The sequence below is a fragment of the Clavibacter zhangzhiyongii genome (assembly GCF_014775655.1).
Taxonomy (GTDB): Bacteria; Actinomycetota; Actinomycetes; order Actinomycetales; family Microbacteriaceae; genus Clavibacter; species Clavibacter zhangzhiyongii.
Window position 1 is genome coordinate 615237 of sequence record NZ_CP061274.1, and the last position, 14451, is coordinate 629687.

At 76.6% G+C, this 14451-nt stretch carries 16 protein-coding genes; 9 read left to right on the forward strand and 7 right to left on the reverse strand.

Translation table 11 applies throughout. From position 1 onward, the window contains the following. Positions 1–22 precede the first annotated feature (22 nt). Positions 23–544 (reverse strand): AAA family ATPase, encoded by a 522-nt coding sequence (locus H9X71_RS03125; RefSeq protein WP_191148283.1) that lies wholly within the window; start codon positions 542–544, stop codon positions 23–25. 156 nt (positions 545–700) lie between these two features. Between H9X71_RS03125 and H9X71_RS03130 the strand changes: the two genes are divergently transcribed. Next, positions 701–1129, forward strand: a complete 429-nt coding sequence (locus H9X71_RS03130) for a BLUF domain-containing protein (protein ID WP_191148284.1) — start codon at positions 701–703, stop codon at positions 1127–1129. 25 nt (positions 1130–1154) lie between these two features. Here the strand turns inward: H9X71_RS03130 and H9X71_RS03135 are convergent, their stop codons facing one another. From H9X71_RS03135 to H9X71_RS03145, 3 genes are read right to left on the reverse strand one after another with little or no spacing between them, the layout of a single operon-like run. Then, positions 1155–2099, reverse strand: coding sequence for an alpha/beta fold hydrolase (locus H9X71_RS03135; protein WP_191148285.1), 945 nt, complete (start codon positions 2097–2099; stop codon positions 1155–1157). A 41-nt stretch (positions 2100–2140) separates the two neighbouring features. Continuing rightward, a complete protein-coding gene (locus H9X71_RS03140; protein ID WP_244961737.1) occupies positions 2141–3595 on the reverse strand; it encodes a sensor histidine kinase in 1455 nt (484 codons plus the stop codon). Between the two features lie 50 nt (positions 3596–3645). Then, positions 3646–4314, reverse strand: a complete 669-nt coding sequence (locus H9X71_RS03145; protein WP_191148286.1) for a response regulator transcription factor — start codon at positions 4312–4314, stop codon at positions 3646–3648. A 145-nt stretch (positions 4315–4459) separates the two neighbouring features. On the opposite strand from H9X71_RS03145, the gene H9X71_RS14820 reads away from it, so the two are divergent. Both H9X71_RS14820 and H9X71_RS03155 read left to right on the forward strand, forming a co-directional pair. After that, positions 4460–5101 (forward strand): hypothetical protein, encoded by a 642-nt coding sequence (locus H9X71_RS14820; RefSeq protein WP_213003977.1) that lies wholly within the window; start codon positions 4460–4462, stop codon positions 5099–5101. Positions 5102–5171: 70 nt separating this feature from the next. Next, positions 5172–5813 (forward strand): GNAT family N-acetyltransferase, encoded by a 642-nt coding sequence (locus tag H9X71_RS03155; RefSeq protein ID WP_191148287.1) that lies wholly within the window; start codon positions 5172–5174, stop codon positions 5811–5813. Here H9X71_RS03155 and H9X71_RS03160 read toward each other — a convergent pair. Further along, a complete protein-coding gene (locus H9X71_RS03160) occupies positions 5810–6217 on the reverse strand; it encodes a hypothetical protein (protein ID WP_244961738.1) in 408 nt (135 codons plus the stop codon). The genes H9X71_RS03155 and H9X71_RS03160 overlap by 4 nt on opposite strands. 497 nt (positions 6218–6714) lie before the next feature. On the opposite strand from H9X71_RS03160, the gene H9X71_RS03165 reads away from it, so the two are divergent. From H9X71_RS03165 to H9X71_RS03190, 6 genes are all read left to right on the forward strand, one after another. After that, a complete protein-coding gene (locus H9X71_RS03165; protein WP_191148288.1) occupies positions 6715–7107 on the forward strand; it encodes a VOC family protein in 393 nt (130 codons plus the stop codon). 148 nt (positions 7108–7255) lie between these two features. Next, positions 7256–9376 (forward strand): serine hydrolase domain-containing protein, encoded by a 2121-nt coding sequence (locus H9X71_RS03170; RefSeq protein ID WP_191148289.1) that lies wholly within the window; start codon positions 7256–7258, stop codon positions 9374–9376. A 41-nt stretch (positions 9377–9417) separates the two neighbouring features. Continuing rightward, positions 9418–10806: a sensor histidine kinase gene (locus H9X71_RS03175; protein WP_244961740.1), complete on the forward strand. Its 1389-nt coding sequence runs from the start codon at positions 9418–9420 to the stop codon at positions 10804–10806. Further along, positions 10803–11483: a response regulator gene (locus tag H9X71_RS03180; RefSeq protein WP_191148291.1), complete on the forward strand. Its 681-nt coding sequence runs from the start codon at positions 10803–10805 to the stop codon at positions 11481–11483. The genes H9X71_RS03175 and H9X71_RS03180 overlap by 4 nt, the downstream gene beginning before the upstream one ends. 124 nt (positions 11484–11607) lie before the next feature. Continuing rightward, a complete protein-coding gene (locus H9X71_RS03185) occupies positions 11608–12027 on the forward strand; it encodes an organic hydroperoxide resistance protein (RefSeq protein WP_191148292.1) in 420 nt (139 codons plus the stop codon). A gap of 82 nt (positions 12028–12109) precedes the next feature. Beyond that, complete coding sequence (locus H9X71_RS03190; protein ID WP_191148293.1) at positions 12110–12493, forward strand: chorismate mutase; 384 nt, start codon at positions 12110–12112, stop codon at positions 12491–12493. A gap of 56 nt (positions 12494–12549) precedes the next feature. Here the strand turns inward: H9X71_RS03190 and H9X71_RS03195 are convergent, their stop codons facing one another. Together H9X71_RS03195 and H9X71_RS03200 are read right to left on the reverse strand one after the other, a co-directional pair. Next, positions 12550–13533, reverse strand: coding sequence for an ATP-grasp domain-containing protein (locus tag H9X71_RS03195; protein ID WP_191148294.1), 984 nt, complete (start codon positions 13531–13533; stop codon positions 12550–12552). Positions 13534–13585: 52 nt separating this feature from the next. Then, on the reverse strand, positions 13586–14407 hold the full coding sequence (locus H9X71_RS03200; RefSeq protein WP_244961742.1) for an endonuclease/exonuclease/phosphatase family protein: 822 nt from the start codon (positions 14405–14407) through the stop codon (positions 13586–13588). Between the last annotated feature and the right edge of the window lie 44 nt (positions 14408–14451).

Below are 14451 nucleotides of genomic sequence, written 5' to 3' on the forward strand. Positions count from 1 at the left end.
GATCCGGATCCGGACGCGGGGGTCAGCCGCGGACGGACGCCGCGATGCGGTCCGCCGCCTCGACCGGCGTGATGCGCGACGTGTCGACCACCTCGGCCTCGGCGTGCAGCCAGGTGCGGGCGGCCTCCGCGTAGGGCTCGACGCGGGAGAAGCGGAAGGCGGACGGGCCGAGGTCCGCATCGTGCTGGATCCGATCGCGGAGCGTCGCCGTGTCCGCGTGCAGCACGAAGTGGCGGACCGGGATGCCGTGCGCGGCGAGGCCGCCGCCGATCTCGCGCCAGTACGCCTCGACCAGCACCGTCATGGGCATCACGAGCGTGCCGCCGGCGTACTCGAGCACGCGGCGCGCGGTCTCGACGACGAGCGGCCGCCACGGCGCCCAGTGCTGGAAGTCATCCGTCGCCGGCAGGCCCGGGCGGATGTCCATGAGCACCTCGCCGACCTTCTCGGCGTCGAGGACGCGGCTGTCGGGGATCCGCTCCTGCACCAGGCGGCTCGTCGTCGTCTTGCCCACACCGTGGGTCCCGTTCAGCCAGATGATCATGGCCGGACGCTATCGGCGGCGCGGGGCCGACGGCATCCGCCGGGCGACGGATGCCGGTCCGTCCTGGCCGCCGCCGCGACGGAGGACCAGGCTGGAGGGGCGGCGGGATCCGGTCCCGCCCCACGACGCGCGGCCCCGCGCACGCGGAAGGACCCCATGCTCTCCATCGTCTACTCCAGCACCGCCGAGCGGTCCTTCGACGACGTCGACCTCGCGCAGCTCCTCGCGCAGAGCCGCGCGACCAACGCGGCGCACGGGCTCACGGGCCTCCTCGTGCATCGGCAGGGGCGCTTCCTCCAGCTCATCGAGGGGGAGGAGGCCGACGTGCGGGAGCGCATGGCCGCGATCCTCGCGGACGACCGGCACGGCCGGATCGCCACGCTGATGGAGGAGCGGATCACCGAGCGGCAGTTCCCCGACTGGACGATGGGGATGGCGAAGTACGACGCCCGCGTGGCCGAGCGGATCCCCGGCTACCGTGACACCTTCGACGACCTGGAGGGCGAGCGCCCGGACGACGCCATCCGGCCGGCGCTCCGCGAGCTGATCCGCTGGTTCCAGGAGGACACCGGCCGGCTGTCCTGACGCGCGCGGTCCCGCCGCCGACCGATCAGGCCGCGGGCGCCGCGCTCCGCCAGAAGCCCGCGAGGATGTCCGCGCTCGCCTGCGGCTGGTCGACCTGCGCGGAGTGGCCGGCGTCCGCGACCACCTCGTAGCGCGCGCCGGCCCGCTCGGCCATGTCGCGCTGCCAGTCCTGCGGCCAGGCGTCGTCCGCGTCGCCGTGCGACACGAGCACCGGGATGCCGGTGGCGCGCAGGTCGTCGACGCGGTCGGTCTGCGCCTGCATGATCTCGAGCGCGCCGAGGAGCTGCGCCGACGCCGTGCCGAACAGGCGCGTGCGGAACCACTCCACCTCGGGGTCGTCGCCGTCGAGCTGCTCGGGCAGGAACCACAGCGGCCACAGCCCGGCGCTGCCGGACGCGCGGACGGCGGCGATCTGCTCGGATCGGTCGGCCCGGCTGCGGGGGCCCGAGTTCCAGTGGGTGTAGCTGGCGAAGCGGCCCGGGTCGCTGAGCAGGGCCTGGAGCCCCACGACGCCGCCGAAGCTGTGGCCGAGGAGGTGCACGGGGCCGAGCGGGGCGGCGGGGGCGGCGTCGGTCGCGACGTGACGGCCGCCGGATCCGCCGCGGCCCGCGAGCGCGTCGATCACGTGGTGCACGTCCTGGCCGAGGGTCTCGAGCTCGTAGCCGCTCGCGTCGACGGGCGGCTCCGCCTGGCCGGGGCCGGTGGATCCCCACTGCCCGCGCTGCGAGAACGCCACCGCGGTGAAGCCGCGGTCGGCGAGCGGGCCCATGACGGGGAGGAAGTCCTCCTTCGACCCCGTGAAGCCCGGCACGAGCAGCGCGACGGGCGCGGTCGCCGGATCCCCGGTGCGGGCCGGCACGCGCACGGCCGACAGCCGCGCCGCCGGCACCTCGATGGTCAGGTCCTCCGCGTCCTCCGGCCGGTGGTCGGACAGGGTGCGCGGGGCGTGGGCGTGGGCGTCGGTGCTCATGTCGTCAGCGTAGGCCGGGGTGGCCGGGGCGGGCGGACGCGTCAGCCCGCATCCGCCACCGGCAGCGTCAGACGGAAGCGCGCGCCCGCACCCGGCGCGGAGGGCAGGCACACGAGGTCGCCGCCCTGGGCGCGGGCGAGCGCGCGGGCGATGGGGAGGCCGAGGCCCGCGCCGCCGACGTGGCGGTCGCGGCCGTCGTCGAGGCGGACGAGGCGGTCGAAGATCCGCTCGCGGTCAGCGTCGGGGACGCCCGGGCCGTCGTCGGCGACGGTGATCCGCACGGTGCCGGCGTCGGCCGCCTCCGCCTCGACGCGCACCTCGGAGCGGGCGTAGCGCGCGGCGTTCTGCAGCAGGTTGTCGAGGACCTGCGCGAGGCGGTCGGGATCCGCGCGGACCGCCGGGGGAGCGCCGCGCACGTCCGCCACCACGCGCGTGCCCGGCGTGCGGGACCGCTGCTGCGCGACCGCGGCCTCCACCACGGGCGGCACGGGCACCGGCCGGCCCTCCACCGAGAGGCCCTCGTCGAGCCGCGCCATCGTGAGCATGTCGTCGACCAGGCGGCCCGCGCGGATCGCCTCGCGCACCACGTGCACCGACAGGCGCTCGCGCTCCTCGGCGTCCGGATCCGCGCGCACCAGGGCGTCGGCGGAGGCGCGGATCCCGGCGACGGGCGTACGCAGCTCGTGCGCGGCGTCGGCGACGAAGGCGCGCATCCGGGCCTCGGCCTGGAGGGCCTGCCGCTCGGCGTGCTCGAGGTCGTCGAGCATCTCGTCGAAGGCGACCGCGGTGCGGCCGAGCTCGGTGGTGGGGCGCGTCGGGCGGAGGCGGCGGCCGCGGTCGCCGCGGCCGATGGAGCGGGCGACGCCCGTCATGTCCTCGAGCGGCCGGAGCGTCCGGCGCACGACGAGCACGAGCGCGACCGCCGCGAGCGCGAGGAACGCCAGGGACGCGCCCGCGAGGATCCCGCGGAGGGAGGCGAGCGTGTCGTCCACGGATCCGGTGCCGGCGGAGAGCGCGAGCACGGTGCCGTCGCTGAGGTCGGAGCGGAGCGTGATGCCGTCGGCGGACGAGCTGACGGAGCTGGCGGTGACCGTCACGGCGTCGGCGCGCGCGGCGGGCGCCGGGGCCGGGGTGGTCGCCGAGCCGGGCGCGGTGCCGAGCGGGTCCGGCCCGGGGAGCGTCGCCCCGAGCGGATCCCGCCCGGGTCGCGCCGAGACCGCGCCGCCGTCCGGGCTCGTGATCCGCACCGCCACGCCCTGCGCGCTCAGCCGCTCGGCGAGCGCGTCGTCGTCGACCACGCCCACGAGCGCGGCGGCTGCGGACGCGCGGTCGGCCAGCCGGTCCTGGATCTGCTGCCGCAGCTGCGCGCCGAGGATCGCCTGCACCGTGAGCGACAGCGCCACGAGCAGCACCGCGAGGAGCGCGAGCACGGCGAGGACGGTGCGGGTGCGGAGGGACCCGGTGCGCAGCGGCGCGTCCGGGGCGGTCGCGCCCACGCGAGCGCCGACGCGATCGCGGCCCCGGTCGCGCACACGGGCGAGCGCGCTCACACCTCCACCCGGTAGCCGAGCCCGCGCACGGTGTGCAGGAGCCGCGGGCCGTGCGCCTCCATCTTCTTGCGCAGCGCGCTGATGTGGACCTCGACGAGGTTCGGGTCGGCGTCGTCGTAGCCCCACACCTGCGTGAGCAGCTGCGTCTTCGAGAGCGTGCGGCCGCGGTGGGCGGCGAGGTAGGCGAGGAGCTGGAACTCGATGGAGGTGAGGTCGAGCGGCTCGCCGGCGCGGCGGGCGAGGCCGGCGTCGGGATCCACCAGCAGGTCGCCGATCTCCACCACGCTCGCGATCCGCCCGCGCCGCCGCAGCACAGCGCCGACCCGCGCCACGAGCTCCGCGAGCGCGAACGGCTTCACGATGTAGTCGTCGACGCCCTGGCCGAAGCCGCGCAGGCGGTCCTCCACGGCGTCGCGCGCGGTGAGCATGATGACGCTCGCGTCGCTCCAGCGGCGGATCCCCTCGGCCAGCCGGATGCCGCTCGGCCCGGGCAGCATCCAGTCGAGCACCACGAGGTCGGGGCGGAACCCCGCGACCTCCTCCTCGAGCTCCACGCCGGAGGCGAGGCCGCGGACGACGAAGCGCTCGGCGGTGAGGGTCGCGACGACGGCGGCGCGGATGGCCTCGTCGTCCTCGACCACGAGGACGCGTGCGGGAGGGAGCATGTGCCGACCCTAGGAGGCGCGGATGGGCGATCCCGGCCGCATGTCCGCCCGGGCGCGGAACTTAAGCGGGACTTCAGATCCGGTGCGGAGCCTGGATCCACGACCGCCGGCGCACCCGCGCCGCGGCGGACACGGAAGGACCACCATGGACGACACCATCACCGTCTACGAGAGCCAGCCCGGAGCGCGGCGCCCGGCCCCGCGGAAGCGCCGCACCGGCATGGCCGTCGGCATCGCGGGCGCCTCCCTCGGCCTCGTCGCGCTGTTCTCCTCGGCGGCGTACGCCGACGGGAACGGGGGCGACGCGTCGGGCCAGGGTGGATCCGCGTCCTCGAGCGGATCCACCGCCACCTGCCCGGCGCCGCCCGCGCTGCCGGACGGATCCACGCCGCCGACGCCGCCCGCGCCGCCGACGAACGCGGACGGCTCGACGGCCACCGTGCCCGCGCCGCCCGCGGACGCGGACGGGACCCCGGCCACGCCGCCCGCCCCGCCGACGCCGCCGACGGACGCGGACGGATCCACGGCCACCGTGCCCGCGCCGCCGACCCCGCCCGCGGATGCCGACGGGACCCCGGCCACGCCGCCGGCCCCGCCCGCCGACGGCTGCGCGCCGCCCGCCCCGCCGGTCGGCGCCGACGGGAAGGCGCCCACGCCGCCGACCCCGCCCGTCGCGCCCGGCACGAAGGACGGCGCGACCGCTCCCGCCGCTCCCGCGCCCGCGCCCGCGCCCGCGCCGTCCGGTGATGCCCCCGCGACGACGCCCGCGCCCGCGTCCGGCAGCTGATCGGATCCACCGCCCGGCCGGGGCCCGCGACACCTGCGGGTCCCGGCCGCGCGTCTGCCAGGCTGGCCGGGTGACCGCCACCGTCCCCGCGCCCGCCTCCCTCCTCGGCACCCACGTGCGGCTCGACCCGCTCACGACCGACCACCTCCCGGCCCTCCGCTCGGCGATCGCGCACCCCGCCGTCTTCGCGGGCGGCTTCGGCGGCGGCCCGGCCGGCCTGCCCGCCGACGCCCGCGCCTTCGACGAGTGGGCGCGCGCCTACTTCCGCTGGGACGACCTGCCGACCGCCGTCATCCTCGTCGGCGGCCCCCACGACGGCGAGCTCGTCGGCACCACGAGCCTCACCGAGCTCGACGTGCGCCGCGAGCGCGCGCACCTCGGCTGGACCGCGTACGACCCGCGCGTCTGGGGCACGGTCGTCAACGCGGAGGCGAAGCGGCTCCTCCTCGGGCTCGCCTTCGACTCCGGCTTCGGCCGCGTCAAGCTGCAGGCGGATGCGCGGAACGCCCACTCGCGCGCCGCCATCCTCAAGCTCGGCGCCACGTTCGAGGGCGTCTGCCGCCGCGATCAGCTCCGCGCCGACGGCACCTGGCGCGACGCCGCGATCCACTCGATCCTCGCCGACGAGTGGCCCGCCGTCCGCGCGCGCCTCGACGCCCGCATCGCCGCTCACGAGGGCCGCCCGGTCCTGTTCCGGACGCCGCCGAGCTAGCCCCGCGGGCGGGGTGACCCCAGGAGGGCCGTCTGCAGGGGAGGGCCCGGCCGCGGCGGGGTGCGGCCGGCGTCGGTCGCGGTCTCCTGCGCGGCCGCCTGCTCGGTGACGCGCAGCGAGTGCACGCGCAGGCGGGTGCCCGTCGCGCCCTCGGCGACGCGGATCACGGCAGGGCCGCGGCGCATGTCGACGTCGAGGGACATGGTGCGCCTCGTCGCGCCGGGCGGCAGCGGCGGGTAGCGCACGGTGCGGATCTGGGCGCGGTCGAGCGCGAAGCCGAGGGCGAGGGGGGTCGCCTCGGCGTGGTCGTAGGTGACGGTGACGGAGTGGATCCCCGCCTCCTCCGCGACGACCTGGAAGTCGAGGAAGGTGCGGCCCCCGGGATCGGCGTCGTCGGACGGCACGGGGGACGGCCCGGCGTGGACGCGGGCGGCGTCGACGGCGGGATAGCAGCGGATGTGGACGATGTGATGCCTCCGGTGGTGCGCATCGGCGTGCGTCCGCGGCGGCGGGCGGCGACGTCGCCGACCGGGCTGCGGGGACCCGATGCTGCGGGGAGCAGCGGCGCGGCGCGACCGGCGGGTGGGCGGTGCGGGCATCGGGGCGGGACCGCGCACGGGACTCGGGATCCGGACGGCACGTCGTTCGGCCCCGCGATGCGGGGCGGCGGGCTCACCTTACGTCCTCCCGGGCTCCCGCGGGGACGCTCGGGCGGTGCATCGGGGGCGCATGCCGGGAACCCGTCCGCGGAGGCGCCTCCCCGCGAGCCCGGTACCGTCGGGGGAGGCGACGAGGGGCGGATCATGCGGCGACGATGCACGGCGACGGCGACGGCGACGGCGACCGCGACGGCGACCCGCGAGCCCGCCCATCCGCGCGCGCCCCGCCGGGGCCGCGCCTGATGCCCGCCCGCGGCTCCCTGCACCACGTCGAGCTGCAGGTGCGCGACCTCGACCGCGCGCTGGCGTCCTGGGGCTGGATCCTCGGCGAGCTCGGCTACGCGGAGGACGCGCGCTGGTCCGACGGCATGACCCTCCGCCTCGGGGACGCCTACGTCGTGATCGCCCGGGCGCCACGCGACCTCCCTCACGACCGCCGCGGCGCGGGCCTCAGCCACCTCGCGTTCCACGCGGGATCCGCCGCGGACGTCGACCGCCTCTGGCAGGAGGCGCCGGACCACGGCTGGTCGCGCCTCTACGCCGACCGGCACCCGTTCGCCGGCGGGTCCGAGCACCGGGCCGCCTTCCTCGAGGACGCGGAGCGCTTCAAGGTCGAGCTGGTCGCGGGCGGCTGACGCGCCGATCCCCCTGGGCGCGTCGCATGCACCCGTGCTCCCTCCTCCTGCCCGGCCGGGTCGGACGCGCGCCTGCGACTCAGGTCGCAAGCCGGGTGCCGACTCCCGCCTCCTGCGCCGCCGGCCCGCGACCGGGAGCGTGGGATGCATGGACACGACACCCCTCCCGCCGGCCGCTCCCGGCCCCGCCGCCCCCCGCCGGCCCCGCCGATCCGGCCGCCTCGCCGCCCTCGTCGGCGCCGTCGCGCTCGCGCTGACCCTCCCGCTCGCCGCCGGCGCCGCCGCGCCGGCCGGTGCCGCGGGATCCGCCGCCCCCTCCCAGGATCCGCCCCCGCCCGCCCCGCCGCAGCACCAGCCCGGCGGCCACGACCTCACGAAGGCCGACGTCGACACCTGGCTCGACGGCGTCGTCGGCTCCGCCCTGCCGACCACGGGCATCCCCGGCGCCGCCGTCTCCGTGGTCGCCGACGGGCAGGTGCTCACCACCCGCGGCTACGGCCTCGCCGACACCGGCACGGAGGGCACGCCGGCCCGCCCGGTGGATCCGGACGACACGCTCTTCCGCGTCGGCTCCGTCTCCAAGGTGGTCTCCGCCACCGCCGTCATGCAGCTCGTCGAGGAGGGCCGCCTCGACCTCGACGCCGACGTGCAGCAGCACCTCGACTTCGACCTCGACACCCCGAAGGGCGCCGTCACGCTGCGGCACCTGCTCACCCACACGGCCGGGTTCGAGGAGGTCATCACGGGCCTCATCGGCGTGGCCGGCAGCGAGCGCGACCTCGGCGACGTGATGAGGACGGATCCGCCCGCGCAGGTCTTCGTCCCCGGCACGACCCCCGCCTACTCGAACTACGGCGCGAGCCTCGCCGGCTACGTCGCCGAGCGCGTGGGCGGGAAGCCGTTCGTCGACCTCGTGCAGGAGGAGGTGCTCGACCGCGCCGGGATGACCTCGTCGTCGTTCGCGCAGCCCCTCCCCGCCGACCTCGACGCGCGCCTCGCCCGGGGCTACCCCGACGACGCGCAGCCCTCGTACCCGACGGAGGTCGTGAACGCGGCGCCCGCCGGCGCGCTCTCGGCCACGGCGTCCGACATGGCCCGCTTCATGCTCGGCCACCTCGGCGACCTGCCCGACGGCCAGGCGCTGCTGGATCCCGCCACCCTCGACGAGATGCACCGCCCGGCCCTCGGCGCCGACCAGCTCGGCACGTTCGCCGCCGGCCAGCGCATGGCGCTCGGCTTCTTCGACGACAGCACGCCGGGCGTCCCCGCCTTCGGCCACGACGGCGACACCAACGTCTTCCACTCGGCCATGCGCATGTTCCCCGACAGCGACGCCGGCGTCTTCGTGACCTTCAACGGCAACGGCCGCGACGCCGTCGACACGCTCGAGCTGCGGACGACCGTGCTCCAGGGCTTCGCCGACCGCTACCTCCGCGCGGACGACGGCGCCTCCGCGTCCGCATCCGCCGACGCCGATGCCGCCGCGCCCACCGGCGACCCCGAGGCCGCCGCCGCGCTCGCCGGCACCTGGCTCTCCTCCCGCTCGCCCTTCTCGAACCCGGGCGCGCTGCTGAACCTCACCGGGCAGACCGAGATCGTGCCCCGCGCCGACGGCACCATCGCCGTCACGCCCAAGCCGCTCGGGGTCACCACGGGCGTCTACGAGAAGGCCGGCGACGACCTGTGGCGCGAGGTCGGCGGCGACGCCCTGCTCGCCACCCGCGCCTCCGCCGACGGCGGCCCGGTCGACGCGATCTCGTGGGGCGCGTCCTTCACGCTCCTGCGCGCCGAGCCGTGGCAGGCCGCATCCGTCGCGATCCCGGGGCTCCTCGCCGCCGTGGCCGTGCTCGTCGTCTCGGTCGTGATCTGGCCGACGACCGCCATCGCCGGGATCGGCCGCCGTCGTCGCGGACGGGCCGCCGACGCCGTCGCGGACGCCGCCGTCCCGCGCCCCCGCCGCAGCCGGGCGCACCTGCTCTCGCGCATCGGCCAGGCCGTGACGCTCGTGGCGCTCCTCGGCTGGACCGCGGCCGCCGTGCAGGCGATCTCCTTCGTCGACATCCCGGCGTCGCAGCTCCGCGTCCTCCAGGCCATGCAGCTCCTCGGGGCGCTCGCCGTGATCCCCGCCGCGCTCGCCGCGTGGCAGGCGATCCGCGGTCGCCGCGGGGCGTGGATCATCGTGGGCCGCGTGCTCGTGGTGGTGGCCCTCGTCGCGATCGCCGCGTTCGCCGTCGGCTTCCGGCTGCTGTCGCCGAGCGTGAGCTACTGATGCGGGGCCGGGACGGGCGCTGCGCCTGCCATGCTCGGAGCGTGACCGACCCGACGCCCGCGCCCGCCGCGGTCGACGGCGCGCCCGTCCCGCCCGTGCGTCCCGCGCCCGCCCGCCCCGGCGCCGGCCTCGGGGTCCGGGTGCGGCGCGGCCTCGACCGCCTCGGCATCCGCACCGACGACGGACGCGACGCGGCCGCCGCGGTCGGCTGGACGCTCATGACGGTGCTGCTCCTCGGGGTCCTCGCCACGCTCATCTGGGCGGACGGCACCGTGCGCACCATGTCCCCGGCGCAGGGCGCGGTCATCGCGGTCCTCGCCCTCCTCCAGTGCGCGCCGCTCGCGGCCCGGCGCCGACGCCCGCGGACGACGCTCCTGGCGGTGTCCGCGCTCCAGGCCGCCCTGATCGCGGTGCTCCCGCCGGAGTTCGGCTTCTGGGCCGCCGCCCCGGTCGTGGCGGCCTACACGGTGGGGGCGGTGCTCCCGGCCGCGTCGGCGTCCCGCGTCGTGGCCGCGGCCGTCGGCATCGAGGCGGTCGGCGCCGTGATCGCGGCCACCGGCCATGCCCGCGCCCTGCTCGTCCCCGACTCCGTCGACGTCCGCCTCGGCGTCGACACCGTCGTCTCGGCCAGCTCGATCCTCGTCAGCGGCGTCCTCATCGCCGTCGCGAGCGCGGCCGTCGGCTCCTGGGTCGCCCTCCGCCGCCGCCACGACCGCGACACGCTGGCCCGCGCCGCGGAGTCCCTCGAGCACCAGGCCGCGCTCACCCGGGCCGCGGTCTCGGCCGAGCGCACCCGCATGGCGCGCGAGCTGCACGACGTGGCCGCGCACCACCTCACGGCCCTCGTCGTGCAGGCGGGCGCGGCCGAGCGGCTGGTGGACCTCGACCCCGACCGCGCCAAGGACTCCCTCCGCGGCATCCGGGTGCAGGGGCGCGAGACCCTCGACGCGCTGCGCTCCATCGTCGGGATCCTGCGCCAGACCGACGACGGCCCCGCCGGCGGCGCGGGCGGCGGGACCGACCCGGTCCCCGGCCTCGCGGACGTCGGCGACCTCCTCGAGGCGGCGCGCGCCTCCGGCACCGAGGTGGAGGAGCGCACCACGGGCGACCTCCCCGCCCTCGCGCCCCTCGCGGACGTGACCGCGTACCGCACGGTGCAGGAGTCGCTCGCGAACGCGCGGCGGCACGCGCCCGGAGCCGCCGTCGCCCTCACCATCGACGCCCGGCCGGCGCGCCTCGCCATCGAGGTCGAGAACCCGCTCCCGGCCGTCGCGTCCGGCGCCGCGCCCGGCTACGGCCTGGTCGGCATGCGGGAGCGGGCCGCGCTCGTCGGCGGCCGCCTCGAGGCCGGGCCCACGGCTTCCGGCACCTGGCGCGTGCGCCTCGAGCTGCCGGTGGAGCCCGCCGCCGGCCGGGAGGGCGCCGCGTGATCCGCGTGGTGCTGGTCGACGACCAGTCCATCGTGCGCGCCGGCTTCCGGGTCGTGCTGGAGACGGCGGGCGGCATCGAGGTGGTCGGCGAGGCGTCTGGCGGCCGCGAGGCCGTGGCGACCGTGCGCCGGCTCCGGCCCGACGTGGTGGTGATGGACGTGCGCATGCCGGGCGGCGACGGGATCGAGGCGACCCGCGCCATCACGGGGGCGGACGACGGCGCCCGACCGGATCCCGCGCCCGCCGACGACCGCGCCCCCGCCGTCCTCGTCGCCACCACCTTCGACCTCGACGAGTACGTCTTCGGCGCGCTCGAGGCCGGCGCCCGCGGCTTCGTGCTCAAGGACGCCGAGCCCGACGAGTTCATCGCCGCCGTCCGCGCGCTCGCGGCCGGGCAGGCCGCGCTCGACGGCGTCACCACGCGCCGCGTCATGGCCGAGTTCACGCGCCGCCGCGCCTCCAGCGCCGTGCACCCGGGCGTCGACGTGCTCACGCCGCGCGAGCAGGACATCGTGCGGCTCCTCGGCGACGGCCTCTCCAACGACGAGATCGGCGGCCGGCTCGTGATCGAGACCAGCACCGTGAAGTCGCATCTCACCCGGATCATGACCAAGCTCGGCACGCGCGACCGCCTGCAGACGGTGGTCTGGGCCTACCGCTCGGGACTCCTGCCCTGACGCGCGTGACGCGCCCGGGCGTCCCACGGCGGGCGCGCGCGTTCGCCCGCGGTCCACCGTCCGTGCCGCGAACGTGCACGCGCCACGGCGGCCGCTCCCAGCTCGGTCGTGGTCTGATGGATCCATGGAACCCATCTACACCGCTATCGCGCACGCCTCCGGCGGAGGACGCGACGGACACGTCCGCAGCGAGGACGACCGCATCGACTTCGACACCCGTCCCCCCAAGGAGATGGGCGGCTCGGGCGACGGCACGAACCCCGAGCAGCTCTTCGCCGCCGGGTACAGCGCCTGCTTCCTCGGCGCCACCCACCTCGTCGGCAAGAACGCCGGCGTCGACACGAAGGACGCCGAGGTCTCGGCCAGCGTCTCCATCGGCGACAACGGATCCGGCGGCTTCGGCCTCGCGGTCGAGCTCGACGTGTACCTCCCGAACGTGGCGCCCGAGCGCCGCCAGGAGATCGCGGACGCGGCCCACCAGGTCTGCCCGTACTCCAACGCCACGCGCGGCAACATCGACGTGACGATCTCCATCGTCGACTGATCCACCCGCACGGCCCGAGGCGGGCGTCCCCATCGGGGACGCCCGCCTCCGTCATGCAGGCGCGGATCGGTAGGGTCGTGCCATGCCTGAGAACACCGGCCCCGCAGGGGCGCCCCTCGACGACGACGCCCGAGCCGCCCTCGAGGAGCTGGGCGACATCCGCGGCAGCATCGACAACATCGACGCCGCCCTCGTCCACCTGCTGGCCGAGCGGTTCAAGTTCACGCAGTCGGTCGGCCGGCTCAAGGCCGCGCACGGGCTGCCCGCGGCGGATCCCGAGCGCGAGCGCCGCCAGATCCTCCGCCTCCGCGCCCTCGCCGAGGAGTCGCGGCTCGACCCGGCCTTCGCGGAGAAGTTCCTGAACTTCATCGTCGCGGAGGTCATCCACCACCACACGCGGATCGCCGAGGACCAGGGCGCCGCCACCTCCGCCGTCGCGCTCGAGGACGGCGGCCCGGCGGCCTGATCCCGCCGGGTGCCGCCCGGCGTCCGCCCGCCGTCCGACTCAGCCGGCCGCGCGGATCACGCCTCCGGGTACGTCTCCCGCAGCACGCGCTCCAGCAGCTCGGCGACCGCGCCCGGGCCGGAGCGCTCCGCGACCGCCTCGACGCCCGCGTTGTAGTTGGTGTTCGTGTTCACGTCGTAGGTCACGAGCCGGCCGTCCGCGGTCTCGATGAACTCGATGCCCGCCACCTCGACGCCGAGCCCCGCGAGGAACGCGACGTAGCGCTCGACGAGCGGGTGCTCGGCGGTGACGTCCTCCCGCAGCGAGAAGATCGTGTCGCCCGGCTGCTGCGCGATGGTCGCGCCGGGCGGCATCACGAGCGCGCCGGTCGCCGGGTCGATGGCGCAGGCGTCCGCCGGGCAGAGCTGGTAGCCGCCGCGCGCGGTGTCCGCCTGGATCGCGTAGACGAACTCCCCGCCCACGATCTCCACCCGCGTGACCCGCGGCGTCGCCGCCTCCAGGAACTCCTGCAGCAGCGTGATCCCGTCCTGCGGCTCCTCGAAGTCCGGCCCCTCCACGTACGCGGCCAGCTCCTCGACGCTGTCGAACCGGCGGACGCCGAGGCCCTTGCCGCCCTGGTTGTGCTTGGTGATGAACGGCGTCGGCAGGCCGCGGGCCGCCTCGACGATGCGGTGGCTGCCGATCACGGCGCGCGTCCGGGGCACCTCGATGCCCGCGGCCCGGAGCGCCGTGAGCTGGTCGACCTTGCTCACCTCGAGCTCGATGGTGCGGCGCCCGTTGACCGTGCGGCGGCTGTGCGCCTCCAGCCACGACATGAGCCCGCGCGTGTAGTCCTTGGAGAGCGCGTGGTCGCGCGTGTGGGCCGACGCGCTGATCCTCGACCAGAAGATCCCCTCGGGCGGCGCCTCGTCGATCTCGAGCACGCCGTCGGTGAGGATCCACTCCTCGTACGGCACGCCGCGCGCGTCGAGGGCGGCGGCGAACGGCCCGAACCACTCGGGGTTCTCGTGGATGGCGAATACCTTCGGTGCGGTGGTCATCCCCCCAGGCTACGAGGCGGGGGAGCCGGCGCCGGACGCGTGACGGACGGCGTCAGCTCAGCCGCACGAGCGCCTGCACGGGCAGGTGGTCGCTCATCATGCGGCCGCGCCAGGAGAAGTCGTTGACCGCGGCGGCGCGCACGTCCACGCGGTCGCCCACGAGGATCCAGTCGATGCGCGGGCCGTCGACCACCGGCGGCCGGTAGTCGGGGAACGTGCCGAACGCGGGGCTGGCCTGGCGGGCGGTGTCGAGCCAGGAGTCGCGGAGGCCCGCCCGGCGGGTGAGCACGTCGTAGGGGAACGAGTCGACGGGCGCGTTGAAGTCGCCCATGAGCACGAGCGGCATCCCCGCGAAGCGCGTGCGGACGAGCTCGGCGATGGCCTCCGCGGCGCGGTCGCGGGCCTCCGCGACGTCGTGGTCGAGGTGCGTCACGAGCACGACGAGCGGGTGCCCGGTGGCCTCGTCCTGGAAGCGGGCCCAGGTGAGGATCCGCGGCATGGGGTTGCCCCACGTCATGCTGCCGATCACGTCCGGGGTGTCCGAGAGCCACATCACGTCGTGCTCGAGGAGGGTGAGGCGGGAGGCCTGGTAGAAGATCGCGCCGTGCTCGCCGTGGCTGCCGCCCTCGCGACCCTGCCCGACCATGCGGTACGAGGGCGGGAGCGCCTTCTCGATGGCCTGGACCTGCGGCCACAGCGCCTCCTGCACGCCGAGCACCGTGGGGCGCTCCTGCTGGAGGAAGCGGGTGAGCACCTCCTGGCGCTCCGGCCAGTGGTCGGCCTCGCCGGGGCGGGTGCCGTGCCACGGCATGCGCACGTTGAGGGAGATGAGGTGGAGGTCGTCGCCGGTCGTCGGGCCGATCGCGAGGGTCATGCCGTCCATTCAACCCCGCCCGCCTGATCGCGCGGGCCGCGACG

Excerpts from the sequence above, each read along its gene's own strand:
- H9X71_RS03195 (WP_191148294.1), bottom strand. The coding sequence starts at position 13,533 with ATGACCACCGCACCGAAGGTATTCGCCATCCACGAGAACCCCGAGTGG.
- H9X71_RS03130 (WP_191148284.1), top strand. The coding sequence starts at position 701 with ATGCTCTCCATCGTCTACTCCAGCACCGCCGAGCGGTCCTTCGACGAC.
- H9X71_RS03145 (WP_191148286.1), bottom strand. The coding sequence starts at position 4,314 with ATGCTCCCTCCCGCACGCGTCCTCGTGGTCGAGGACGACGAGGCCATC.
- H9X71_RS03170 (WP_191148289.1), top strand. The coding sequence starts at position 7,256 with ATGGACACGACACCCCTCCCGCCGGCCGCTCCCGGCCCCGCCGCCCCC.
- H9X71_RS03200 (WP_244961742.1), bottom strand. The coding sequence starts at position 14,407 with ATGACCCTCGCGATCGGCCCGACGACCGGCGACGACCTCCACCTCATC.
- H9X71_RS14820 (WP_213003977.1), top strand. The coding sequence starts at position 4,460 with ATGGACGACACCATCACCGTCTACGAGAGCCAGCCCGGAGCGCGGCGC.
- H9X71_RS03185 (WP_191148292.1), top strand. The coding sequence starts at position 11,608 with ATGGAACCCATCTACACCGCTATCGCGCACGCCTCCGGCGGAGGACGC.
- H9X71_RS03165 (WP_191148288.1), top strand. The coding sequence starts at position 6,715 with ATGCCCGCCCGCGGCTCCCTGCACCACGTCGAGCTGCAGGTGCGCGAC.
- H9X71_RS03190 (WP_191148293.1), top strand. The coding sequence starts at position 12,110 with ATGCCTGAGAACACCGGCCCCGCAGGGGCGCCCCTCGACGACGACGCC.
- H9X71_RS03125 (WP_191148283.1), bottom strand. The coding sequence starts at position 544 with ATGATCATCTGGCTGAACGGGACCCACGGTGTGGGCAAGACGACGACG.
- H9X71_RS03135 (WP_191148285.1), bottom strand. The coding sequence starts at position 2,099 with ATGAGCACCGACGCCCACGCCCACGCCCCGCGCACCCTGTCCGACCAC.